General features: G+C 50.7%; 23 protein-coding genes. All 23 read left to right on the top strand.

Annotation, left to right across the window (positions count from 1 at the left end):
* Nucleotides 1-360: 360 nt before the first annotated feature.
* Nucleotides 361-2565 carry an OsmC domain/YcaO domain-containing protein gene (locus C7W93_RS04425; RefSeq protein WP_108438936.1) on the top strand — a complete coding sequence of 735 codons (2205 nt, stop codon included), beginning with the start codon at nt 361-363 and terminating at the stop codon, nt 2563-2565.
* A 407-nt stretch (nt 2566-2972) separates the two neighbouring features.
* Nucleotides 2973-3914, top strand: a complete 942-nt coding sequence (locus tag C7W93_RS04420; protein ID WP_108438935.1) for a bestrophin family protein — start codon at nt 2973-2975, stop codon at nt 3912-3914.
* A gap of 67 nt (nt 3915-3981) precedes the next feature.
* Nucleotides 3982-5532, top strand: a complete 1551-nt coding sequence (locus C7W93_RS04415) for an acetyl-CoA hydrolase/transferase family protein (protein WP_108438934.1) — start codon at nt 3982-3984, stop codon at nt 5530-5532.
* 13 nt (nt 5533-5545) lie between these two features.
* Entirely contained in the window at nt 5546-6100 is a 555-nt protein-coding gene (hpaR, locus tag C7W93_RS04410; RefSeq protein WP_108438933.1) for a homoprotocatechuate degradation operon regulator HpaR, read from the top strand.
* 750 nt (nt 6101-6850) lie between these two features.
* Nucleotides 6851-7732, top strand: a complete 882-nt coding sequence (locus C7W93_RS04405) for a nickel transporter (protein ID WP_161539876.1) — start codon at nt 6851-6853, stop codon at nt 7730-7732.
* A 10-nt stretch (nt 7733-7742) separates the two neighbouring features.
* Complete coding sequence (locus C7W93_RS24930; RefSeq protein WP_108438931.1) at nt 7743-8210, top strand: TonB-dependent receptor plug domain-containing protein; 468 nt, start codon at nt 7743-7745, stop codon at nt 8208-8210.
* A 9-nt stretch (nt 8211-8219) separates the two neighbouring features.
* A complete protein-coding gene (locus C7W93_RS04395; protein WP_108438930.1) occupies nt 8220-8447 on the top strand; it encodes a TonB-dependent receptor in 228 nt (75 codons plus the stop codon).
* A 607-nt stretch (nt 8448-9054) separates the two neighbouring features.
* Complete coding sequence (locus tag C7W93_RS04390; protein ID WP_148666471.1) at nt 9055-10866, top strand: NAD(P)H-dependent oxidoreductase subunit E; 1812 nt, start codon at nt 9055-9057, stop codon at nt 10864-10866.
* The gene (locus C7W93_RS04385) at nt 10863-11564 is read left to right on the top strand and encodes a 2Fe-2S iron-sulfur cluster-binding protein (protein WP_304598516.1); all 702 of its coding nucleotides are present in this window, start codon (nt 10863-10865) and stop codon (nt 11562-11564) included. Before C7W93_RS04390 ends, C7W93_RS04385 begins: the two co-directional genes overlap by 4 nt.
* Nucleotides 11561-12211: an NADP oxidoreductase gene (locus C7W93_RS04380; RefSeq protein ID WP_108438927.1), complete on the top strand. Its 651-nt coding sequence runs from the start codon at nt 11561-11563 to the stop codon at nt 12209-12211. The genes C7W93_RS04385 and C7W93_RS04380 overlap by 4 nt, the downstream gene beginning before the upstream one ends.
* 13 nt (nt 12212-12224) lie before the next feature.
* The gene (locus C7W93_RS04375) at nt 12225-13691 is read left to right on the top strand and encodes a Ni/Fe hydrogenase subunit alpha (protein WP_108438926.1); all 1467 of its coding nucleotides are present in this window, start codon (nt 12225-12227) and stop codon (nt 13689-13691) included.
* Nucleotides 13675-14217 carry a hydrogenase maturation protease gene (locus tag C7W93_RS04370; RefSeq protein WP_108438925.1) on the top strand — a complete coding sequence of 181 codons (543 nt, stop codon included), beginning with the start codon at nt 13675-13677 and terminating at the stop codon, nt 14215-14217. Before C7W93_RS04375 ends, C7W93_RS04370 begins: the two co-directional genes overlap by 17 nt.
* Before the next feature lie 30 nt (nt 14218-14247).
* Nucleotides 14248-14748, top strand: coding sequence for a Crp/Fnr family transcriptional regulator (locus C7W93_RS04365; protein ID WP_108438924.1), 501 nt, complete (start codon nt 14248-14250; stop codon nt 14746-14748).
* Between the two features lie 151 nt (nt 14749-14899).
* Nucleotides 14900-15247 carry a hydrogenase maturation nickel metallochaperone HypA gene (locus C7W93_RS04360; RefSeq protein ID WP_108438923.1) on the top strand — a complete coding sequence of 116 codons (348 nt, stop codon included), beginning with the start codon at nt 14900-14902 and terminating at the stop codon, nt 15245-15247.
* 44 nt (nt 15248-15291) lie between these two features.
* Complete coding sequence (gene hypB / locus C7W93_RS04355; protein WP_108438922.1) at nt 15292-16359, top strand: hydrogenase nickel incorporation protein HypB; 1068 nt, start codon at nt 15292-15294, stop codon at nt 16357-16359.
* Nucleotides 16360-16361: 2 nt separating this feature from the next.
* Nucleotides 16362-17510, top strand: a complete 1149-nt coding sequence (locus C7W93_RS04350) for a hydrogenase maturation protein HypF (protein ID WP_108438921.1) — start codon at nt 16362-16364, stop codon at nt 17508-17510.
* 42 nt (nt 17511-17552) lie between these two features.
* Nucleotides 17553-17801: a HypC/HybG/HupF family hydrogenase formation chaperone gene (locus C7W93_RS04345; protein ID WP_108438920.1), complete on the top strand. Its 249-nt coding sequence runs from the start codon at nt 17553-17555 to the stop codon at nt 17799-17801.
* Nucleotides 17798-18937 carry a hydrogenase formation protein HypD gene (gene hypD / locus C7W93_RS04340; RefSeq protein WP_108438919.1) on the top strand — a complete coding sequence of 380 codons (1140 nt, stop codon included), beginning with the start codon at nt 17798-17800 and terminating at the stop codon, nt 18935-18937. The genes C7W93_RS04345 and hypD overlap by 4 nt, the downstream gene beginning before the upstream one ends.
* Nucleotides 18934-19986 carry a hydrogenase expression/formation protein HypE gene (gene hypE / locus C7W93_RS04335; protein WP_108438918.1) on the top strand — a complete coding sequence of 351 codons (1053 nt, stop codon included), beginning with the start codon at nt 18934-18936 and terminating at the stop codon, nt 19984-19986. The genes hypD and hypE overlap by 4 nt, the downstream gene beginning before the upstream one ends.
* 11 nt (nt 19987-19997) lie before the next feature.
* The gene (locus tag C7W93_RS04330) at nt 19998-21764 is read left to right on the top strand and encodes a hydrogenase maturation protein (protein WP_108440475.1); all 1767 of its coding nucleotides are present in this window, start codon (nt 19998-20000) and stop codon (nt 21762-21764) included.
* Nucleotides 21761-23254, top strand: coding sequence for a sigma-54 dependent transcriptional regulator (locus C7W93_RS04325; RefSeq protein WP_108438917.1), 1494 nt, complete (start codon nt 21761-21763; stop codon nt 23252-23254). The genes C7W93_RS04330 and C7W93_RS04325 overlap by 4 nt, the downstream gene beginning before the upstream one ends.
* Nucleotides 23251-24285, top strand: coding sequence for a HupU protein (locus C7W93_RS04320; protein WP_225869746.1), 1035 nt, complete (start codon nt 23251-23253; stop codon nt 24283-24285). The genes C7W93_RS04325 and C7W93_RS04320 overlap by 4 nt, the downstream gene beginning before the upstream one ends.
* Nucleotides 24286-24292: 7 nt before the next feature.
* Complete coding sequence (locus tag C7W93_RS04315) at nt 24293-25753, top strand: nickel-dependent hydrogenase large subunit (protein WP_108438916.1); 1461 nt, start codon at nt 24293-24295, stop codon at nt 25751-25753.
* Nucleotides 25754-25772: the final 19 nt, after the last annotated feature.

Raw genomic sequence — 25772 nt, 5'->3', positions numbered from 1 at the left:
AGAGTCAAAAAAACGCTCATTTTAAGAGCTATTTATCTATCAATAATTTGTAAAAACTTTAATTTCTTGTGTTGGTCTAAAGTTAATCTATCGTTGTTTGCATGTCCAAATCATCCGTTTTCGCCCCAAACCGAATATTAGCGGAACTCGTCGCGATTCCACTTGCTGCAACTGCACCTTGCGACGCCTTGGATATCGGCAGGGCGCATTGAAGCTCGCCCGTTCCAACCCTGTACTACACCATGGCGTTCGCCTGTCAAATTATCCGTATGCGGCAGTGTTTGAGGAAACCATCGATACATTACACGGTACCGGCGTGGCGACGGATAATAGCGGTTACATCATTTTTAGAGTTCCCCCATGGAAATTAAAGTCAACTTTCTCGATAAGCTACGTCTTGAGGCCAAGTTCGATGACTTCACGGTAGTGGCCGACCAGCCTATCCGTTATAAGGGCGATGGCTCAGCGCCTGGTCCTTTCGATTATTTTCTGGCCTCATCGGCCTTGTGTGCAGCTTACTTTGTGAAGTTGTATTGCGTAACTCGCAATATTCCTACCGAAAATATCCGCTTGTCGCAGAATAATATCGTTGATCCGGAAAACCGGTACCAGCAAATTTTTAAGATTCAGGTTGAGTTACCGTCGGATATATTGGAAGTAGACCGCCGAGGTATTTTGCGCTCCATTGAGCGCTGTACTGTGAAAAAAGTGGTGCAAGCCGGACCCGAGTTTGTCATTGAAGAGGTAGAAAGCTTAGATGCCGATGCTCAGTCGTTGCTGACGTTGAAGCCGGCTTCTGACGTTAGCACTTATATTTTGGGCAAGGATCTGCCGTTGGAGCAAACCATCGCCAATATGTCGGGCGTTTTGGCGAACTTGGGCATCAAGATTGAAATTGCTTCGTGGCGCAATATTATTCCGAATGTCTGGTCGCTGCATATCCGCGATGCGCACTCGCCGATGTGTTTTACCAATGGCAAGGGAGCGACCAAAGAAAGCGCGTTGGCGTCGGCGTTGGGCGAGTATATCGAGCGACTGAATTGCAACCATTTCTACGCCGGCACGTTTTGGGGCGAAGACATCGCCACCGCGGATTTTGTACATTACCCGAACGAGCGTTGGTTTAAGCCTGGCCGTAAAGATGCGCTGCCGACTGAAATTCTGGATGAATACTGTCTGCAAATTTACAATCCCGACGGCGAGTTATGTGGTTCGCATCTGATCGACACCAACTCCGGCAATACGCAGCGCGGTATCTGTTCGCTGCCGTATGTGCGACAGTCGGACGGCGAGGTGGTGTATTTTCCGTCCAATCTGGTCGAAAACCTCTACGTCAGCAATGGCATGAGTGCCGGTAACACGCTGGTCGAAGCGCAGGTGCAATGTCTGTCGGAAATTTTCGAACGGGCGGTAAAACGCGAAATTCTGGAAGGTGAAATCGCATTGCCTGATGTGCCGCAGGAAGTGCTGGCGAAATACCCTGGCATTCTGGCCGGCATTCAGGGGTTGGAAGAGCAGGGCTTTCCGGTGCTGGTGAAGGATGCGTCGCTGGGAGGGGTCTACCCAGTGATGTGTGTCACCTTGATGAACCCGCGGACAGGCGGTGTGTTTGCCTCGTTCGGCGCGCACCCAAGCCTGGAGGTGGCGCTGGAGCGTAGTCTGACGGAATTGTTACAGGGTCGCAGTTTTGAAGGCTTGAACGAATTACCTCGGCCCACTTTTGCCAGTGAAGCCGTGACTGAGCCGAATAACTTTGTCGAACACTTCATCGATTCCAGCGGTATTGTGTCATGGCGCTTTTTTAGTGCCAAAGCGGATTTCAATTTTGTTGAATGGGATTTTTCTGGCCAGGGTGAAAACTCGAATGCCGAGGAAGCCGCGACCTTGTTCGGTATTCTCGAAGACATGGGCAAAGAGGTGTACACGGCGGCGTATGACAATTTAGGCGCCGTAGCCTGCCGGATTTTGGTGCCCGGTTATTCAGAAGTTTACCCGATAGAAGATTTGATCTGGGATAACACCAACAAGGCGCTGTTGTTCCGCGCCGATATTTTGAATCTGCATCGCCTGGACGATGACAGCCTGGAAGCGCTGCTTGAGCGTTTGGATAACAGTGAGCTTGATGAATATTCCGATATCGCCACGTTGATCGGTATCGAATTTGACGAGAATACGGACTGGGGTCAACTAACAGTTCTCGAGTTGAAGCTACTGATTCATCTCGCCTTACAGCAGTTTGAGGCGGCGCATGAGCAGGTGGGAGCCTTCCTGCAGTACAACGACAATACGGTCGAACGCGGATTGTTTTATCAGGCCTTGAATGTGGTGCTGGAGGTGATGCTGGCTGACGACTTGGAGCTGGACGATTACCTGGTCAATTTCCGCCGGATGTTTGGCGACGCTCGGATGGACGCGGTAATGGGGTCAGTGAACGGCAGCGTGCGCTTCTTCGGGTTAACGCCAACGAGTATGAAACTGGAGGGTCTCGATAGACACCAGCGTCTGATCGACAGCTACAAAAAATTGCATAAGGCTCGGGCCGGTGTGGCGGTTACAGCCAGTTAGGGTTACGAGTCATTGCCGGATGCGCTGATGTGTAATAGTTCAGACTTGATCCGACAGTAAGGCCTTGCCAAAGGGTGGGGTTACCCGGTTTGATAGAGGTGCGAATCTTTATTAAACCAGCGCGTGAGCGCCAAGGAGTAACCCCATGCGTAGTTTTCCTCAGCAAGGGATTTGAGGATGGCGAATATAGCGTGTGGACAGTCTTTTGCAAGAAGCGCCGCTAGTCGCAGTACCTATTTTTTGAAAATCTCTCCAGCCGCTATTTTTGCCTAAAAATTCGGACAACCATCTATTCGTTTGTGCTACTCAGCACATTTCTTCCTACAAATTTTAGAGATTGACGCATGAATCTATTTGTTAATATAATCACTCACATGTTAGTGAAATATTGAAAATAGAGAATTAAAATGATTATCAGAGACCGGCCGTCCGGGTTCAGGCTGTTCTTATTACTTCGCGGATCCGTGATGCCGCGGATTCTGCCGTCGTTGATCGTCAACACATTGGTGGCGACTTTGGTGACTCTTACGCATGGTGATCTGTTTGACCTCAAGATCACACTGACGACGATTCCTTTTAGTTTAATCGGCTTGCCCATAGCGATTTTTCTGGGATTTCGCAACAATGCTGCCTATGATCGTTTTTGGGAGGGGCGCAAATTATGGGGGGAATTAGTCCACAAAAGCCGGAGTTTGTCGCGCCAGTGTCAAAGCTTAATTTCCTATCCAGAGCCTGCCGCAGCAAGTCGCGGCTTAGCGGACGTGCGGGTACGCATGATCTACCGCGCGATCGCTTTTGCGCATGCTTTGCGACACCATCTGCGTGATTGCCGTTCAGATGCTGAACTGAAAGGCTTGCTTCTTGCATCTGAATGGCAGCAGATCAGCAAGTCATCAAACAAGCCGGATTTCCTCATGCTGAAAATGGGTTTGGATTTACAGCAGTGCTTAAAAGAGAGGCGCATTGACGCATGCCTGGCCTCCGGAATTGACGCCACCTTATCTTCGATGACCGCTGCGGCAGCTGCCTGCGAGCGCATAAAAAGTACGCCCATCCCTTTTTCCTACACCTTGTTGTTACATCGCACGGCGTATATCTACTGCTTTCTTCTACCGTTCGGACTAGTCGATTCAATTGGCTTTATGACGCCGTTTGTGGTTGCCATCGTTGCTTATACTTTTTTTGGTTTGGACGCATTGGGCGATGAGATCGAAGAGCCATTTGGACTGGAGTCCAATGACCTGCCGTTAGATGCCATTTGCCGAACAATTGAAATTAATTTACGTGAATCGCTGGATGACGAATGTGTTCCGCCTCAGCTAGAGGTCGTCGATTTTTGCCTGACCTGAGTTCCACACCGCAGTTGATCTGCTGATGACTGCGCTCGCACGCTTGTAGACAAAAAAGGATTCAAAAATGTTTGACGATAATCGAAATCGTATCCAGGAGCGTATTCGCTTGCCGTACTTGAGAGAGCGCATCACTAGCGCTGATGCCGCTGCAGAATGGATACGCGACGGCATGATCGTGGGGATGAGTGGATTTACCCGAGCCGGCGATGCAAAGGTAGTTCCGCTGGCGCTGGCCGAACGCGCTCGTCATCAAAATTTGAAGATTACGCTAATGACAGGCGCTTCACTTGGCAGCGACGTCGACAAGACATTGACTGAAGCTGGCGTACTGTCGCGCCGTATGCCATTTCAGGCAGATCCGGTTTTGCGTGCAGCAATTAATCGCGGCGAGGTGATGTATGTCGATCAACATCTGTCCGAAACTGTTGAAATGTTGCGTACCGGGCAGATCGGGCCGATCGACATCGCAATTATTGAGGCCATTGCTATCACTGAGACCGGTGCCATCATTCCTACCACTTCGGTCGGTAACAGTGCCAGCTTCGCGATTCTGGCTGACAAGGTGATCGTCGAAATCAATCTGACTCAGTCGCTGGAGCTGGAAGGGCTGCACGACATATTTATTCCAAAGGGTCGCCCGCAACGCGAACCGATTCTAATTATGACGCCGAGCGACCGGGTAGGGACTACGGCAATTCACATTCCACCGGAAAAAATTGTCGCAATTGTTATTACCGAAAAACGCGATAGTTCCTCAACCATTTTGCCGCCCGATACGGAAACCGCCGCCATCGCTGCGCATTTGGTGGATTTCTTTAAGGAGGAAGTCAGGCTGGGACGTTTAACCGAGAGCCTTTTGCCGATTCAGGCAGGCATCGGCAGCATCGCTAATGCAGTGATGATGGGTTTTCTCGAAAGTCCGTTTAAGCACATGACAATGTATTCGGAGGTGCTGCAAGACTCAACTTTCGATCTGTTCGACGCGGGTAAGCTTGATTTTGCGTCCGGGTCTTCGATCACACTGTCGGCGCAAAAAAGCAAGGAAGTATTTGGCAATATAGCCCGTTACAAAGATCGTCTGGTGCTGCGCCCGCAAGAAGTCAGTAATCATCCGGAAGTTATCCGTCGTTTGGGCATTATCGCGATTAACACTGCGCTGGAAGCCGACATTTATGGCAATGTCAATTCAACCCATGTTTTGGGTACGCACATGATGAATGGCATCGGCGGTTCGGGTGATTTTGCGCGGAATGCTTATCTTGCAGTTTTTGCTACCAAATCCGTTGCCAAAGGTGGAAAAATCTCCAGCCTTGTGCCGATGGTGTCGCACGTGGACCATAACGAACACGACGTCGATATTATTGTCACTGAAGTCGGTCTGGCCGATCTGCGAGGCCTGGCGCCACGAGAACGCGCGCAAGTCATCATTAATCACTGTGTCGCGGAGCCGTATCGAAAAATGCTGCAAGACTATGTCGCCGAAGCCAATCAGCGAGGCGGACATACGCCCCACATATTGGAAAAAGCGTTGACGTGGCACACACGCTATCGTGAAACCGGCTCCATGTTGCCAGCGGAAGAGATCCCGGCTATCTTCCATACGCTGATCAATTGAAACGGAGTACGATTTGAAACATCGCATAGCCTATCGCAATCTGCCACAACTTTTTTTGAAAGCGCGAGAGCGCCTGATGTCTCATTTTCGGCCGATTCTCAATCACTTCGGCGTGACCGAACAGCAGTGGAGAATCTTGCGTTTGCTGGATGAGTATGGGCAGCTTGAGCCGCGAGAACTATGCGATATGTGCCAAATTCTTAGTTCCAGCATGGCGGGCGTGCTGGCCCGTATGGAAGAGGTGGGCTTGATCTGCCGCAACCGGGTGGCCGATGATCGGCGCCGCATACTGGTGCAGCTAGCCCCGAGTGGCGACCAGCTTATCAGAGAGATCGCGCCGTTAATCGACTTGCAGTACCTGCATATCGAGCAGGCTTTCGGCAAGCCAGTCATTGATGATCTGTTAAATGCATTTGAAGGATTCATCGCGGCGGAACCGGATGTCGTTTTGCATGTCGCGTTATCGACAAGGCCCGCTGCTTTCAGCGCCAGCAAGGGTGATCAGAACAAACAAGAAGCGGGAAACCAGGCGCAGTCTGCGAGTGGTCGTAAGGCGAGCAGAAAATAGTGATAGTCATCCTCCCAATATCGCTCGGTTTGGCACTCCTTCTCGTATGAAAAGAATAATAGGCAACACGTTTGATATTATTTTGATCTTATGTCTCGTGGCCTATCTTTATTTCCGTGCGTTCGGCAATGATGGTCATTGGCAGCTGATCCGATAACGACAAGATTTATCCATTTACGCATGATTCTTACGATCTTGGCGATAGTTGTATTGCCGTTTCGTATCAAGCGTTACCCCAAAATAAGTCGCTTTTTTTTGGGGGTGCAGTCCAGATGGCACGCCTAGAACAAATGTTAGCGTACCAGCTCTTGTCGTCATTGTATTTTTCTTCGTTTCGATTTCGATAGCCAGGATCGCGGTTCTCTTTTTGAGTTCGATGGGGGTAACAAAATGAATTATCTTGATCCGTCAGCACGGGTGTCCAATTAGGGGAAAGTAGCTAGTTCATGGCTAGTCCTACGAAAATACTGATAACCTCTACGCCTCACGGTGGCATGACTCTTTGCATTTTTGTTTAGCAGATGCAAATATGGTTACCACCTCCCTTGATTGAATCGACTAATCCAGTCCCTTTTTTCTATCATCTATTTACGCACTAAACACGGAGCAAACCATTGCTCCGCTTGCTCTGGCAACGTGCGGCTTCGCTTGAACGCCATTACATTGTCAATGAATGCATGACCGCTTTACTGGTGGCACAGTTTTTGTATGCAAGATATGAAAAACTTCATACGATCACCGGAGACCGACATGCCTGCATCTTCCCTAACGTTGACCAGCTTGATGGCATTTGCCATTTTGTTCGGTATTAAGCACGGCTTCGATGCCGATCATCTGGCCAGTATCGATGGCTTAGCACGGCTTCAGCTGCGGCATGGACGCACCGGTTTGGCACGGTTGAGCGGTACGCTGTTTTCTAGCGGACATGGACTGATGCTGCTGGCAGCGGCGTGGCTATTGGAATCCTACGGAATCGGCAAGCTACCTGTCTGGCTGGACCCGATAGGCACTTGGATTTCGATCATTTTTCTGCTAACGATTGGGATTGTTAATCTGCGCAATGTCTGGCGTCCAAGACCGGATCTATCTGCGCGGCCCATGTCGCCAATGGCGGCCTGGATTATGCGTCTGCCCCTTCCGCACGGTTTTATTGGCAGTCTTATTGTGGGAGCTTTGTTCGCGCTTTCACTTGATGCAATGACGATGGCGGCTTGGTTTGGGTTGGCTGGCAATTGGCATGGCGGCATGTCGGCCACACTTGTATTGGCGCTTTGTTTTGTGTTGGGAATGGTGATCACCGATACGATCAATGGACTGCTGGTTGCAAACTTAATCAGGCGCAGCGAACGCTTCGTTCAGCGTGCAGGGCGTCTGTTTTCTTTGCTGGTCGCTTGTAGCGCACTTTTGGTGGCCGGATTTGGGGCCGCAAAATTTTCTTCCGAGGTGGTGGATGCCTGGGCCGACGGTAAAGAGCTGGCTGCGGGCTTGTTTGTCCTGACCACCGTCCTGATTGGCTATGTCGCGGCACGGAGTATGCATCGTGCCAACGTTGAGACCCCGATTCAACTTGACACGATGATTACCGATCCTTGCGCGTCGCTTAACACTAGTTGCCCTGATAGTTACAGTTAAAATCAGTCCAATGACCAACATCAAAACGCTTAAATTTGTAGGTATACCGTCAGCGCTTTTATTGGTTTCAAATGCGTTTTCCAGCGACCTTCAGAGTGCCAGTCAATTATTGGCTCCCATCGTAGTAGAGGGGCATTACGATAATGCCGTCGGAACTTCGGATGCATCGTCGCTGGGCGTTATTCGCGGCGATTTATTGCAAGACCTGCCGCTATTAAGGCCCGGTGAGGTACTGGAGACCGTACCTGGCCTAGTCGTTACCCAGCATTCCGGCGATGGGAAGGCCAACCAATATTTTTTGCGCGGCTACAACCTTGATCATGGCACTGATTTCGCCACTAACGTCGATGGCGTTCCTCTGAATATGATTCCCAATGCGGCAAGCAAGGTCGCGCTGTTCCGGGCCACGGTACACAACTTCGGGCCTTGGTCCGTCGGCCTGGAAACGCGCTATATCGGACCTTATCCGCTTGCGTAAGACGGCAGTTTGACGGCGCCGTCAGCGATTGTGACCAATCTGCGCATGCAGCGCGAACTGTCTCGGAACGTGGCGGTATCGCTGGATATGCTCAATCTATTTAATCGACAATATTACGATATCGCTTATCAACAGGATTATCAGGTATCGCCTACCAGCCCTGCGGTGCCGGGTGGAATCACGGTGCATCCAGGAGAACCGCGCCAGTTGCGCCTGACTTTGCGATTCACTTATTAATCGTCCGATCCTTGCGGATTCATCCCTCGTGATTCCGCAGAGCTTCAACTAGCTTAATCCCCATAGCTTCCCATCTCAATAATTATTCCGCAATGCAGCATGGCCACAGGTGGTCAGCAGCTTTGCAGTTTGTGCGCTGTACTGCATAGCTGCATTAATCCTTACTCAATAAAAGCATCTTCGCGCGTTCCATTTTCCTCAAATCTCTTCTGATTTTAATTTTCCCTCTTTCTGGTCGTGGTGGCACGGAAGTTGCCACTTAGGTAGTGTCCTGCCCGATGGTTGTGCGGTTGCAGCATTCGTCAAACATACGGTTGGAAGTTGAATATTTTAAAAATACTAAGTACTGGAGGAGACCGCAATGATTGCAATTTTTTACGATGCTGTGCCATACACGGGCACGGCGTGTTCCCATTTTATGAAATGTTTCTCACTTAATTTATCTTATAGCGTTGGTTAGGTTTGGACTGTCTCCAGTGCATTAAATCGCATAGACGAGACTATCCAATAAATGACTACTGCAATGGATGCGTTACTTAAAAAGTTAAATAAGGTGATTTAGCCGTTCTCGCTTTATTTGGGACCAACTTAGATGGGACGAAAGATTATGAGAAATATTCACGAAATACTTGATCATTACCGCTCAGATAGAACCCGCTTAATGGACATTCTGTGGGATGTCCAGCATCAATGGGGTTACATCCCTAATACAGTTCTTCCAGAAATGGCGGAAAAATTAGGTTTGACTGAGTTGGATATAAAAGAGACCTATTCTTTTTATCATTTTTTTATTGATAAGCCGCCAGCAAAATTTCAGATTTATTTAAGCGATACCGTCATCGCCAAAATGCAGGGTTATCAGGCTGTCTATGATGCGCTTGAAGAAGAAACGGGATGCGTGTTCGGTAAAAAAGACGCTACGAATATTTTTGGGCTGGACACAACGTCTTGTATCGGACTAAGCGATCAAGAACCAGCAATGCTGATCGGTAAAGAGGTTTTTACACGATTAACGCCTGAAAAAATTGTGCAGATTATTCGGCGTTTAAAAAATGGGGAATCTCCTGCCGATATTCTTAATCCCGAAAATCTCGCCAGCGATAGTCTTGCTTACATTCATGCCATGGTGGATTCCGGTATTCGTAGCAAAGGTCCCCTATTTTTTCAGAATAAAACCGACTTCAAAGCGCTGTTACATAAAGTCATTAACAATCATCCAGAAGTTATTATAAAAAATGTTTCCGAATCAGGACTACGCGGGCGCGGTGGTGCTGGCTTTTCAACCGGATTGAAATGGCGTCTTTGTTCTGATAACGATCAGAAAACGCGATTTATTATTTGCAATGCTGACGAGGGGGAACCGGGCACTTTCAAAGACAGAGTGTTGTTAATGGAGTCGCCGAAAGAAGTTATTTTCGGGATGATCACAGCCGGTTATGCAATAGGCGCGCAGGAGGGAATTATTTATCTGCGTTCTGAGTATTACTACCTCAAAGATTATCTTGAGAAGCAGTTGGCCGAGTTCCGCACCGAGGGGTTGTTAGGTAAAAGCATTGGCGGAAAAACGGAATTTAATTTCGACATTCGCATACAAATGGGTGCCGGTGCTTATATTTGCGGTGATGAGACTGCTTTAATTGAATCCATGGAAGGTAAACGTGGAACACCGCGTGTAAAGCCGCCTTATCCCGTTAATGCAGGTTATCTGGGAAAGCCTACCAGCGCCAATAACGTAGAAACTTTTGTTGCTGTCACAAGCATTATGGAAGAGGGTGCGCTATGGTTTAAAAATATGGGCACAACGGAATCGGCAGGTACAAGATTGCTGAGTATTTCCGGTGATTGTGACAGACCAGGGATTTATGAAATTGAGTGGGGTATTACATTAAATGCCATGTTGGAAAAAGCCGGTGCCAGGATGCCATGGGCGGTGCAAGTCAGTGGACCGTCGGGAGACTGCATCTCGGTAGAGAAAGACGGGCACCGCAAGATTGCGCTGGAAGACCTGTCGTGCAACGGTTCATTCATGATATTCAATCGCTCGCGGGACCTCCTGGATATCGTTAAACACTTTACGCAGTTCTTTGTAAACGAATCTTGCGGAATTTGTGTTCCATGTCGCTCGGGTAATGTCGATTTATTTAAAAAAATAAACCGCGTCATCGACGGTAAAGCATGTCAACGAGATCTTGATGAAGTGGTGGTGTGGGGAAAGATGGTACGTAAAACCAGTCGTTGCGGTCTGGGCGGCACCTCACCTAAGCCTATCTTGACGTCATTAGAAAATTTCCCGGAAATATATCAAGAAAAATTGGTGAGGCAGGATGGTCCGTTATTGCCTTCATTTGATTTGAAAGAAAGTCGCAGAGGTTATCTGGAAGCGATCTCGACACTGAATGACAGGAGCTCACAATCATGATTCAAATCAAAATCGATGGAAAGAATATAAATACCCGAAAAGGTGCAAATCTGGTCGATGTCGCGCTGGAAAATGGTATTTATATTCCCACGCTTTGTTATATGAAAGGTGAGCCTTGTCTGGGCACCTGTCGCGTTTGTTCAGTGAAAGTGGGTGGTGCAACTGCGGCTGCCTGCACTGTTCCGGTCGCGCACGGTATGGAGGTGGAGGTAAATGAGCCTGAAGTAAAGGATATGCGCAAAGCGCTAGTCGAAAGCTTGTTCGCCGAAGGTACGCATAATTGTCCAAGCTGCGAAAAAAGTGGGCGTTGCGATTTACAGGCCGTGGGGTATGAAGTTGAGATGATGGTGTCGCGTTTCGAGTATCGATTTACACCCCGCAAAAAAGATTATGCCTCTGAAAAAATTCTTCTGGAACGGGACCGCTGTATTTTCTGTCAGCGTTGCGTAGAGTTTGTACGCGATGCAGAAACCGGCCAGAAAATATTCAGTATTAGTGGACGTGGTGCTAATTCGCGGATTGAAATTAATGTTGAACTAGCCAATAAAATGAGCGCCGAGCAAATCACGCGCGCGGTTGATCTTTGTCCGGTCGGTACGATTATTGAGAAAAAAATTGGTTTCAATGACCCGATCGGGAAAAGAAAATTCGATATTAAGTCGATACGAGAACGCGCTCTGGAAGGGGACGAAAAATGAGCCATCATTCTATTAAAAGCAGCGATGCGGCGTCGAACGTCATGTTCAGCCATGACCTACCCAGAACACCAGTCGATGCCGAATTCCTGGCCAGTCAGGCCGGGAAAATTAATGTTTCCATGATCGCCCTTGTTGGCTGCTGGGGCTGCACGCTTTCATTTCTGGATATGGATGAAAGGATTCTTACGCTGTTGGATAAGGTGACCATTTTGCGTTCATCCATGACCGACATCAAACGTATCCCACAGCGTTGCGTAGTTGGTTTCGTGGAAGGCGGTGTGGCCAGCGAGGAAAACATTGAAACCTTAGAGCATTATCGTGAAAACTGCGACATTCTAATTTCTGTTGGTGCCTGTGCCGTTTGGGGCGGTGTGCCATCGATGCGCAATCAGGTCTCGCTTACTGAGTGTCTTGAAGAGGCCTATATTAATTCTCCTACTGTCGTATCCGGCGTCATCCCCATTATTCCGAATCATCCCGACCTTACAAGAGTAACGACCAAAGTTTATCCATGTCACGAAGTAGTGAAGATGGATTATTTTATTCCGGGATGTCCACCTGATGGCGATGCCATTTTTAAGGTGCTGGATGATCTTGTAAATGGGCGTGAAGTTAATCTGCCAACGTCAATAAATCGATACGACTAAAAGGAAAATTATTATGAGCAGGAAACTGATTATCGACCCCGTTACGCGTATCGAAGGTCATGGCAAAGTCACTATCCAACTGGATGATGATAACAACGTCGTTGATGCAAAATTGCTTGTGGTGGAATTTCGGGGTTTTGAAAAGTTTATTCAAGGGCATCCTTATTGGGAAGCGCCGATGTTGTTACAGCGGATTTGCGGAATCTGCTTTGTTAGTCATCATCTGTGTGGTGCGAAAGTGCTCGACGATATGGTGGGTGTTGGTTATTCCACGAGTAATCTTATTACTCCCACGGCAGAGAAGATGCGGAGATTGGGGCATTACGCCCAGCAATTGCAATCGCACGCAACGGCTTATTTTTACCTGATCGTGCCGGAAATGCTGTTTGGAATGGATGCAGCGCCAGAAAAGCGCAATGTTTTAGGCTTAGCGGTTGCGAATCCGGAACTGGTGAAGCGCGTCGTGATGTTGCGTAAATGGGGGCAGGAACTTATCCAGGCAGTATTGGGCAAAAAAATGCATGGTATCAGTTCGATTCCGGGAGGCGTGAATAACAATCTGACGGCGGAAGTTAGGGATAGATTTATTAAAGGTGATGCGACCATTCCCAGTATTGATGACATGTTGGAATACGCGAAGGAAGGTCTGGAATTGTTTTATGACTTTCATGAAAAAAATCGCGTGATGGTCGATACCTTCGGGGATGCACCGGCATTGGACATGTGTCTAGTTGATAATAATGGCGATGTCGATTATTACCACGGCAAGATGCGCATTATTGATAACGATAAGAAGATTGTGCGTGAACTGGATTATCACGATTATCTGGGCCATTTTTCTGAAGCGACAGAAGAATGGAGTTATATGAAGTTTCCATTCTTGACGGAGTTGGGACGAGATAAAGGATCTGTGCGGGTTGGCCCGTTAGCGCGGGTGAATGTGACGAAATCTTATTCGACACCACTTGCGCAGATAGCGCTGGAAAAATTTCATGCTTATAACAAGGGTAAATCCAGTAATAAAACCTTGCATACCAATTGGGCGCGGGCGATAGAGATACTGCACTCAGCCGAACTTATTAAAGAGCTGCTAAATGATCCGGATTTGCAAAAGGATCAATTGGTTGTCACCGCAACAGACGCTATGTGGACCGGCGAAGGCGTAGGCGTCGTGGAAGCGCCGCGTGGCACATTGCTGCATCACTATAAAGCGAATAAGGAAGGCAATATTACTTTTGCCAATCTGGTTGTCGCTACAACCCAAAATAATCAGGTAATCAATCGCACAGTGCGCAGTGTGGCCGAAGAATATCTGGGTGGAAAGGCCGAGATCACCGAAGGCATGATGAATGCAATTGAAGTTGGTATCCGCGCTTATGACCCTTGTCTGAGTTGTGCAACCCATGCGCTTGGTGAAATGCCTTTGGAGGTGACGCTGCTTGATGCGAAAGGAAATCAAATTGATGAACGCAGAAAATGACCACATCGCGCTTGATGATATTACCCTGGCATATTTTAATCATGATTCGGCGCTGATTTATGGCATAGGCAATATTGGTCGCCAGGATGATGGACTTGGCTGGGAATTTATCGACAGTCTGGAAACGTCCAGTGCCTGTCCAAAAGCGGAGAAAGTAAAGTTTTATCAGCTTAATCTGGAGGATGCAGATTTAATCAAGGATAAACGTCGTGTGTTATTTGTTGATGCGTCAAAAGATGCGACGGTTGACACTTTTCGTTTGTATAAAGCCGAGCAAAAAATGGATTTTAGTTTTACCTCGCACGCGATGTCCATAGAAACGATTATGGCGACTTGCTGGCAGTGTTTTGGAAAAATACCTGAGGTCTATGTGTTGGCAATCAGGGGATACGAATGGGAATTGGAAATCGGCTTGACTACTCGGGCGACATCCAATCTTGCATTGGCTATTTCGCACGTTGCTCGCCCAGTTGCAAAGCAGCTAAGGCAAGCTAACGATTACGCGCAATGCAATATCGGCGCATAGCTTTTCACATAGATGATCTGGAGAAAAATAATGAAAAAAAATACTGAAGAAATTGCAGCGTTAATCTACAACGCGCCAATTGGCAAATATATTGGAGAAATTGGCGCAACGATATTGGCGGAACGGGCGGCGCAGAAACTGGATCTGGCAGATGACGAAGTGTTGTGTGAAAAAGGTGTTTCTACGAATAGTTTTTATATTGTGACGAAAGGCCGTTTAGCCATTTCCAGCGATGTGAAGGATAAACAGACTCCCGCTATTTTGCATGTTCTGGAAAAAGGCGATTTGGTCGGGGAGTTAAGTTTTATCGATGGTTCCGGTCATGCCGATACGGTACGTTCCTTAGGCAACTCTTGTGTTATTAGCTTTAATAAGGCTGATATAGACCCTTTAATCAATGAAAACCCGGAATTAGTGTTCAATTTTATGCGCGCAGTCATCAAACGGGTTCACAGTACCTTGACCGCTATTAATCGTCAGCAAAACGAATTGTTGACGTATATCCAGACCGGAGGGCGGGGCCGATTGTAATAAAGGGCGCAATCGTTGGAGGCGCATGGTAAAAGCGTAATAGAAGTCCTGCTTTATCGGGCTTTGCCAGCGCCTCCTGATTATCTATCTCACAGTGGCAAGACGGCCATTACAGCCATGTTTTAGGTCATTTATAAGAGCGAGTTTGCAGATGCATGAAGTCAGTCTTGCCGGCGGTATTCTGAAAATTGTCGAAGATGCTGCAAAGCGTGAGCAATTTGCGCGGGTGACGTTGTTGCGTCTTGAGGCCGGTTCGTTGGCCGGTGTAGAGGTGCGTGCATTGCGTTTTGCATTAGAAGTGATGGCGCTCGGTACTTGCCTGGAAGGTGCGCAAATAGAAATCACGACCCCACCCGGCGAAGCTTGGTGTGGGCAATGCAACGTTACGGTGAATATGATGGAACGTGGTGATCCTTGTGGGCACTGCGGCAATTACCAGTTGGAACCGACTAACGGTATGGCGCTGCGGGTGATCGAGATAATGGTTGACGATAATTGAATGAGATATTGCTATCAGACGGCAAAGAAAACAGGAGATGCATCATGTGTGTTGTATGTGGATGTGCAAATAAAGAAAAAACTGATCAATCGGCAAGCCATGAAAAGGAGCTTCGTGGGCAGCATCATGACCATGACCATTTTCATAGCCACTCTCACGAACATCCGCATCCGCAATCAGAGAGCCACATTTCGGTTGCTGCCAGTACCGGAGATCTGCACTACGGTGCTGGTGCGGCCAATGTTTCCGTACCAGGGATGAGTCAGGCGCGTGCATTTCGGCTTGAGCAAAATGTGCTCGGTGAAAATAATCGTCATGCCAACCACAATCGCGACCACTTTGTTGAACACGGAATTCTGGCGCTAAACCTTGTATCTAGTCCGGGTTCAGGTAAGACGACGCTGCTGTGTGCCACCATCGAAGCATTACAGCAGCGCGCAAGCGGTTTGCCGGTAGCCGTGATTGAAGGCGACCAGCAGACTAGTAACGATGCCGACCGTATCCGTGCGACTGGCGCGCCTGCAATCCAGATCAATACAGGCAAAGGTTGTCATCTGGATGCGCAAATGGTCGGTGATGCATTCTCACGATTGCCTTTGCTGCATCACCACTCTCATCACGCTAACCACTCTAACCGCTCTCACGATCATCACGATGGGGCCGATACACATGCTGACCATGATCGACACGGCGGCATCCTGTTTATTGAAAACGTAGGCAATCTGGTATGTCCGGCGATGTGGGATTTGGGTGAGGCCGCTAAGGTTGTGATTCTGTCGGTGACTGAAGGTGAGGATAAACCGCTTAAGTACCCTGACATGTTTGCCGCAGCGCAGTTAATGGTGCTTAATAAGATCGATTTATTACCTTATGTGCAGTTTGACGTGGCACGTTGCATAGCCTATGCGCGGCGCGTCAATCCGCGTATTCAGATAGTGCAATTGTCCGCCTCTACCGGAGAGGGCATGGTGGCCTGGATCGACTGGATTATGACTGCTAATCAACGTTTTCCGGGGGCGCAAGAGAGCGCTAAGCCCCCCGCATTGACTGAGCGGATTGCGGCGCTTGAAGCTGAATTGTTGGTACTCAAAGCGCGAGTTGAGGAGGCGTGACTATGTTACTACAGCCCTTGCCAGCGCAAACGCGGACTGCGTCGCCCCCAGTATTAGCCTGTGGAGCATGGCTTAAAAATGCCGCCTGTCTGTTGCAGGGCGATACGGTGCGCTGGACGCCATTGCATGGCGATCTGGGCGATCCCGAAAACTGTATCGCGCTGGAGAACTCGGTAGAAAGCTTGTTGGCGCATGCCGATGGCGCGATTGCCGCCGTAGCGCATGATTTGCATCCGGATTTTTTTAGTACACGTCTGGCACTGCGCGTCGCCGATCAGCTTGGCGTTCCCGCTATTGGCGTGCAACATCATCATGCGCATATTGGCGTGCTGATGGCTGAGTATGACTTGAAGGAGCCTGTGATTGGGCTAGCGTTGGATGGCGTTGGATTAGGCACTGATGGTGCTGCCTGGGGTGGCGAATTGCTGTTGGTCGAAGGCGCTGCATGGCGTCGTCTCGGACATCTGCGGACGCTGGCGTTGCCGGGCGGTGATGTTGCCGCCCGCGAGCCGTGGCGTATGGCTGCTGCTGCGCTGCATGCATTGGGGCGCAGCGATGAGGTCACGCCGCGGTTTTCTGTCGGCGTAGGTCCGATGGCGGCCCAAACCGTGCAGGCAATGTTGCAACGCGGACTCAATTGTCCGCCCACCAGCGGTGCCGGGCGTTGGTTCGATGCGGCAGCGGGCACCTTAGGAATTAGCGTGAAACAAAATTTTGAAGCTGAAGCCGCCATCGCTTTAGAAAAGATGGCGGCTGACTATCTGGCAGCGTGCGGTGAGCCGGAACAATGGGGAGAGTACGTATTGCATCCCGACGGCACATTGGATTTGCTGCCTCTAATAGCAACACTATTTGCGTTAGCTGATAAGGGTGATCCGCTGGCAATCGGGCGCGGTGCGGCATTGTTCCATCTGACGTTGGTGAAGGCACTGGCGGATTGGGCGGGTCAGGCAGCGCGATTCCATCGGTCAAAAATTATTGCACTCGGCGGTGGTTGTTTTCTCAATGGGATTGTGACTGAACGTCTGATCATGGCATTGAAGCGCCGTGGGTTGCGGGTGTTGTTGCCGCAGGCGGTCTCATGCGGTGATAGCGGTTTGGCACTTGGTCAGGCGTGGGTGGCACGTCAGCAACTGGAAGCCAAGGGTTGAGCGTGCCTGTGCAGCCTAAACGATTTTTAAAGAGGTTATCCCATGTGTTTAGCAATCCCCGTTCGCATCGTAGAAGTACTTCCCAACCAGCAGGCGATCATTGATCTGGGGGGTGTGCGTAAGGAAATCTCAACCGCGCTGCTCGATACAGTGGAAGTTGGTGAATATGTCATTCTGCATGTTGGTTACGCGATTGGCAAACTTGATACTGAGGAGGCATTGCGTACGCTGGCATTGTTTGGTGAACTGGGAATGATTGATACGGCGCCGAAAGAGGGTTCATTATCATGAAATATATCAATGAATTCCGCGACGGCGATGTCGCGCAAAAAATTGCTCTTCGTATCGCCGCAGAAGTTGACCCTGCACGCAACTATAGTTTTATGGAGTTTTGCGGTGGTCATACGCATGCTATTTCGCGTTACGGTGTCAGCGAATTACTGCCGGATAACGTGCGCATGATTCATGGTCCCGGGTGCCCGGTCTGCGTCCTGCCGATTGGCCGTATTGATCATGCGCTGACGCTGGCGTTGGAACGTAACGTGATTGTCTGCACCTATGGCGATACCATGCGTGTGCCAGCTTCGGGCGGGGTTTCCCTGACTAAAGCGAAGGCACGTGGCGGCGATATCCGGATGGTGTATTCCGCCGCCGATGCGATGCGGATCGCTATTGAGAATCCAGATCGGGAAGTGGTCTTCTTTGCTATCGGTTTTGAAACCACCACGCCACCGACGGCTTTGGTGATTCGCGACGCCCATGCGCGCGGCTTGGATAATTTCAGCGTTCTGTGCTGCCACGTGCTGACGCCATCTGCCATTACACACATTCTTGAGTCGCCGGAGGTGCGCGATTACGGCACTGTGCCCATCGATGGTTTCATTGGCCCGGCGCATGTCAGCATAGTGATCGGCTCCGAGCCTTATGTCCATTTTGCCGAGGAATATCGCAAGCCGGTGGTGATCGCAGGATTTGAGCCGCTTGACGTGATGCAGGCGATTCTGATGTTGATCCGGCAGGTCAATGAAGGTCGCTGTGAAGTGGAAAATGAATTTGCCCGTGCAGTCAGTGCCCATGGAAACCTCACCGCGCAGGCATTGGTGTCAGAGATTTTTGAGTTGCGGCCGACCTTTGAGTGGCGCGGTTTGGGTGAGGTGCCGTATAGCGCGTTGCGCATCCGCTCAGCTTTTGCGCAGTTTGATGCGGAACGACGATATGACCTGGCTTACAAACCTGTGCCTGATAACAAGGCGTGTGAATGCGGGGCGATTTTGCGTGGTGTGAAAAAACCTGTCGATTGCAAGATATTTGGGACGGTTTGTACGCCTGAAAATCCTATGGGCTCGTGCATGGTGTCTAGCGAGGGCGCATGTGCAGCACATTATTCATATGGCCGTTTCAAGGATATTGCAGTGGTGGCAGCATGAACGGGATTGTTAAAAAAGGGTATGTCAAACCGCTCGATTTCAAGAAGGGCTGCATCGACATGGGCCACGGTGCCGGTGGACGTGCGTCGGCGCAGTTGATCGAAGAATTATTTCTTGTGGCTTTCGATAACGAATGGTTGCGTCAGGGCAATGATCAGGCCAGCTTTATCGCGCCTGTTGGTCGTATGGTGATGGCAACCGACGCGCATGTCGTATCGCCCTTGTTCTTTCCCGGTGGTGATATCGGTTGCCTATCGGTGCATGGCACGATCAATGATGTGGCAATGTCCGGTGCGCAACCGCTGTATTTGGCGGCCAGCTTTATTATCGAAGAAGGGTTTCCGCTGGCGGAATTGAAACGTATTGTCGAATCCATGGCGCAGGCAGCACGCGAAGCTGGCGTGTCGATCATTACTGGCGATACTAAAGTGGTGGAGCGAGGCAAAGGCGATGGCGTATTTATAACGACCACCGGCGTGGGCGTGGTACCGCCGGGCATCGTGATCGATGGCGCTGCGGCGTGTCCCGGCGATGTGATTTTGGTATCTGGCACGATGGGTGATCATGGCGTGGCGATCATGTCCAAACGCGAATCGCTGGACTTTGAGACTGAAATCAAGTCCGACACAGCCGCCTTGCATGGTTTGGTGGCACACATGCTGGCGGCAGTGCCGGGTGTGCACGTCTTGCGTGATCCTACGCGGGGTGGGTTGGCTACTACTCTCAATGAAATCGCTAAACAATCAGGCGTTGGCATGATGCTGGACGAGGCAGCTATTCCGATTTCTCCGCAAGTTGACGCCGCTTGCGAATTTCTTGGACTGGATCCGTTATATGTGGCCAACGAAGGCAAGCTCATTGCGATTTGTGCGGCGGAAGATGCGGAGGTGTTGCTGGCCGCTATGCATCGTCATCCGCTGGGTGAACATGCTGCCCGTATCGGTATGGTAAACGATGATCCGCATGGTTTCGTACAAATGCGTACCCGATTTGGTGGACGCCGCGTGGTTGATTGGCTGTCCGGCGAACAATTACCACGCATTTGCTGATGTTGATAACGATGCGCATTCTTTTTCTCACGCATAGTTTTAATAGCCTGACACAACAGCTGTTTTTGGCACTACGAGGATGTGGGCATCAGGTATCGATTGAGCTAGATATCGCCGACTCGGTCAGTGAAGAAGCGGTCGCATTGTTCAAGCCTGATCTGATCATTGCACCATTTTTAAAACGTGCGATTCCCATCTCAATTTGGCAGCATCACGTGTGTCTGGTGGTGCATCCGGGTATCGTCGGAGATCGGGGACCGTCGGCGCTGGATTGGGCCATTCTCAATGGTGAGTCGGTATGGGGCGTGACGGTATTGCAGGCCAATGCCGAAATGGATGCCGGGGATATTTGGGCGCATGCCTCTTTTTCCATGCGGGTGGCTAAAAAAAGCAGTTTGTATCGGGATGAGGTGACGGCTGCGGCCGTGCGCGCCGTACTGGAAGCAGTCCAAAAATTTGCCATTGGAGCGCAGCCCATGCCGTTGGCCGAGGCTGTCACAGCGCGTGGTATTTTGCGCCCATTGTTGCAGCAAAAGGAGCGTAGCATTGATTGGCAGCGGGATAGCAGTGCCGTTGTGCTATCAAAAATCAACAGCGCCGATAGCTTTCCCGGCGTTCTGGATACCTTATTTGATTCGCCGTGCTATCTATATGACGCACATCTCGCGACGGCGGCGATATTGGACGCTGCTGCTGCTGCTGCTGCTGGTGTGCCGGGTGACATCATTGCGCGCCGTGATCAGGCAGTTTTACGCAGGACTATCGATGGCGGTGTCTGGATCGGCCATGTGCGGCCAATGCGGTCAGCCGACGATGCTGAAAAACCGTTCAAGTTGCCCGTTGCGGACTGGTTTGCAGCGCAAGTTGCGCAGTTGCCGGAACTGCCAACAGCACTAGTCCGTCCAGCCGAGGAATGGGGCGAATTGCGTTATTGGGAAGAGGGGCCAGTCGGTTTTCTGTCGTTCGATTTTTATAATGGTGCGATGTCCACTGGACAATGCCAACGCTTGCAAGCCGCCATCCAGCATGTAAAACAACGCCCGACTCGCGTATTGGTCTTGTTGGGCGGTGAAGATTTTTTTAGCAATGGCATCCATTTGAATCGGATCGAAGCAAGCGCACATCGTCCGTCCGAAAGCCCGGCAGATGAATCCTGGAACAATATCAATGCGATGAATGACCTGGTACTGGAAATTCTCTCTATGACGAATCACTTTGCCGTTTCGGCTTTGCGGGGCAATGCAGGCGCAGGTGGGGCTTTTCTGGCACTCGCCGCGGATATTGTTTGGGCGCGGGAGGCCGTGTTACTCAACCCGCATTATAAAAATATGGGCAATTTGTATGGTTCGGAATATTGGACTTATCTGTTGCCGCAGCGTGTAGAAGCAAAGGTTGCACGCGGCTTGATGCAAAACCGGCATCCACTTGCGGCACCTGAAGCTGTCAAAATCGGCTTGATTGATGCCGCATTTGGATATGAAGCAGATGCGTTTTTCAGTGAAGTACGTAAGCGCGCAATGGCTTTGGCGCAATCGGATCTTTTCGAAGAACAACTCGCTGCTAAGCGATGCAAACGGGCAGAGGACGAGGCCACCAAGCCTTTGCATGCCTACCGCGAAGAGGAGTTGTCTAAAATGCATCGTAATTTTTATGGGTTCGACCCCAGTTATCACGTTGCACGTTATCATTTTGTGCATAAAATGCCTCATGCATGGACGCCGCGCCATCTGGCCGTTCATCGGAATAACTCTTTGAAAGAATCTGACACCCCAATATGAACATTTCTGAGGCAACCAGCTTGCCGACCGTGCTTGTCGTCGACGATGAAACGCGCTCGCAGGATGCCATTCGGCGTACTCTGGAAGAAGATTTCAAGGTGCTGACGGCGAGTTCAGCGGAGGAAGCGCGGATCTTGATGGAGCGGCGTGAACCGGCCGTGATTCTATGCGATCAGCGCATGCCGGGGATGACGGGGGTGCAGTTTCTCAAAGAAGTGCGGGAACGCTGGCCCGATGTCGTGCGGATCATCATTTCGGGCTATACCGATACCGAAGATATTATCGCGGGCATCAATGACGCCGGTATTTACCAATATGTCCTTAAGCCCTGGATGCCAGACCACCTGCTGGACTCGGTGCGCGGCGCGGTAGAAGCGCGTGTTTTGCAACTTGACATGCACCGACTCGATTTGGAGCTGCGCACCAGTACCTCAGTGTTACGGGCGCGGACGGCAGAAAAACAAACGCTACTAAAGGCAACGTTCGATTTTGAGCGGATCATTCGCGTGGCGGGTAGCCCGATGGATGGCATCTGCGAACTGGCTGCCCGCGTTGCGCGTTACGATTTGTCGGTATTGGTGCTGGGTGAATCGGGCAGCGGTAAAGAATTGCTGGCACGGGCAATGCACTACGCCAGCCCGCGAGCCGAGCGCGTGTTTGTGATGGAAAATTGTGGTGCGATATCGGACAGTTTGCTGGAATCCGAATTGTTCGGCCACAAACGAGGATCATTTACCGGCGCTTATGAAGACCATATCGGCATTTTCCAGCGGGCTGACGGTGGTACGGTATTTCTCGATGAGATCGGCGATACTTCATTTGCGTTTCAGGTCAAACTGCTGCGGGTATTGCAGGAAGGCGAAATCCGCCCGGTTGGTGGGACGCGCCCGATTCCTATCAACGTGCGCGTGATCGCTGCTACCCATCGCGATTTGGAACAGGAAGTCCAGGCGGGTCGTTTTCGGCAAGATTTATATTATCGTCTGGCTGGCATGACGCTGACGATGCCGCCGTTACGTGAGCGTCCGGGCGATATTGTTCCGATTGCGGAGGCGCTGCTGGCGCAAGCCTCACAAGAATTGAGAATGCCAGCGCGATCTTTTGCGTCAGATGCAATGGCCAGCCTGATAACATATCCGTGGCCGGGTAATATTCGCGAACTGCGCAATGAAATTTATCGGGCGGTCGCCTTGACGCTAAATGAAAATATGGAAATAAGTGCGCAGGCTTTCTCTAGCAAAGTGCTGCAAGGCCAGCCAGGTATGGCCGCCAATGGGGACGGCGTTGCTGGCATGCAGGGTATGGCAAACATGAACGGCATGCGGCAAACTGGCACCTTACAAGAACGGCTGGAAGTGATCGAAGCCGCCATTTTGAAAGAAACCTTGCTGCGCTTGCGCTGGAACAAGACGCACGCCGCCAAGGAGCTAGGACTATCACGGGTTGGATTGCGAAATAAAATGGTTCGTTTGGGACTGGAGAAAAAATGATGTCCTCTAATACGTTTTATAGTAAGCCTGCTGCTTTCAATGTGCTGTGGCTGCAATCCGGCGGCTGTGGCGGCTGCACTATGTCGTTGTTGTGTGCGGATACCCCAGATTTTTTCGGCGCACTGAGTGATGCAGGTATCAACATGCTGTGGCATCCGTCGCTGTCGATTGAGAGCGGTGCAGATGCGTTGCGCATTTTGCGCGCATGCATTGATGGGGAGATGCCCTTGCATGCGCTATGTGTGGAGGGATCGATGCTGCGTGGCCCGCACGGCACGGGCCGTTTTCACATGCTGGCGGGCACAGGCAAGCCGATGATCGAATGGGTAAGGGCGCTTGCGGAGGTGGCCGATTACACCGTGGCGGTCGGTACTTGTGCTGCGTATGGTGGGATTACGGCAGCGGGTAGCAATCCGACCGATGCCTGCGGTTTGCAATATGAAGGAGACCAGATCGGGGGTTTATTGGGAGCGGCGTACCGCTCACGCACAGGCTTGCCGGTCATTAACGTTGCGGGCTGTCCGACGCATCCGAACTGGGTGCTTGAAACATTGATGGCGCTGGCTGCCGATTTGTTTGACGCAAGCCAGATCGATGCGCTTGGACGCCCCCGATTTTATGCAGATCATTTGGTGCATCACGGCTGTACTCGGAATGAATATTATGAATTTAAAGCCAGCGCGGAGAAGCCATCCGACCTAGGCTGCATGATGGAAAACATGGGCTGCAAAGGCACGCAAGTGCATGCCGATTGCAATACGCGTCTATGGAATGGTGACGGGTCCTGTACGCGCGGCGGTTATGCCTGTATTAGTTGCACCGAGCCGGGGTTTGAAGAACCCGGTCATGCATTTCATGTTACGCCCAAGATTGCAGGTATCCCGATTGGTCTGCCAACAGATATGCCTAAAGCGTGGTTCGTCGCGCTGGCATCGTTGTCAAAATCTGCCACGCCCAAACGCGTAAGAGAAAACGCCACGGCCGACCACTTGAAGGTCGTCCCGGCTATTCGCAAAACTCGATTGAAATGAGGATGTCATGACACGTTTGATTGTCGGTCCGTTTAATCGGGTTGAAGGCGATCTGGAGGTGCGTCTGGAAATAGTCGATGGGCGCGTTCAAAGTGCGCATGTCAACTCGCCGATGTATCGCGGGTTTGAGCAGATATTGCTGAAAAAACCGGCGATGGATGCGCTGATTTACGTCCCGCGTATCTGCGGTATTTGTTCGGTGTCGCAATCGGTCGCCTCTGCACGTGCATTGGCCGATGCGATGGGCATGAATCCACCACCGAATGGCCTGCTCGTCACGAACGTGATGCTGGCAACTGAAAATATGGCAGATCATCTGACCCATTTTTATCTTTTCTTTATGCCTGATTTTGCACGCTCTGTTTACGCGCAGCAGCATTGGCATACAACCGTGCAGGATCGTTTTACCGCGTTGCAGGGGCGGCATGCGCGTTTAGCGCTGGCAGCCCGTCAACGCTGGTTTACGCTGCTTGGCACGCTAGGTGGAAAATGGCCGCATACCCAATCGATACAGCCGACCGGCTCGTCCCGAGCAATTGAAGCGGCGGAGCGGATACGATTGCTGGCGCGAATTCGTGAATTTCGCACCTTTCTTGAACAGACTTTGTTCGGTGCGCCGCTAGAAAGTATCGCCGCAATCGACAGCGAAGCAGCACTCCGTGAATGGCATGCGACTGCTGCGCCGGAGTGTGGTGATTTTCGGCTGTTTTTGACGTTGGCATGGCAGCTTGGACTGGATCGCATGGGGCCTGGGCCTGGACTATACATGTCGAATGGCTCGTATCCGCTACCGGATGGCAAACTCACTTTTGCGCGTGGGTTATGGGATGCAACGATGGCCGAAGTGCAGGCGCTTGACCCTGCGGTGATCGGTGAGGATGCTACCCATGCATGGCTATCTGATGCTGGTGGGCCACGTCATCCCTCCGACGGTCTGACCTTGCCGGATATTGATAAACCGGATGCCTACACCTGGAACAAGGCACCGCGATTTGGCGGGCGGGTGCTTGAGACCGGTGCGTTGGCGCGGCAGCTTGTAGATGGCCATCCACTGGTGCGAGACGCCGTTATGCGCTGCGGCGGGACTGTGTACACGCGGGTGCTGGCGCGTTTATTAGAGTTGACGCTGGTCGTGCCTGCAATGGAGCAATGGATCAAAGCTTTGCGCATTGATGAACCTTATTTTGTACCGCAATCGTTGCCCGACGATGCCGATGGCATGGGCCTGACCGAGGCGGCACGAGGCAGCCTCGGGCACTGGGTGAAGATTCGCAATGGGAAAATCGCCAATTATCAGATTATTGCCCCGACAACCTGGAATTTTTCGCCCCGTGACGCACAAGGCATTCCAGGTGCACTGGAAGCAGCATTGGTGGGGGCACCGATATTGCAAGGCGAAGATACGCCCGTAGCGGTGCAACATATCGTGCGTTCGTTTGATCCATGCATGGTCTGCACCGTGCATTGATGCTATCAATTTGACTGGA

The sequence above is a fragment of the Glaciimonas sp. PCH181 genome, assembly GCF_003056055.1.
Classification (GTDB): Bacteria; Pseudomonadota; Gammaproteobacteria; order Burkholderiales; family Burkholderiaceae_D; genus Glaciimonas.
The sequence above is the reverse complement of the archived record's forward strand: the minus strand, read 5'-3'. Positions and strand labels throughout refer to the sequence as shown.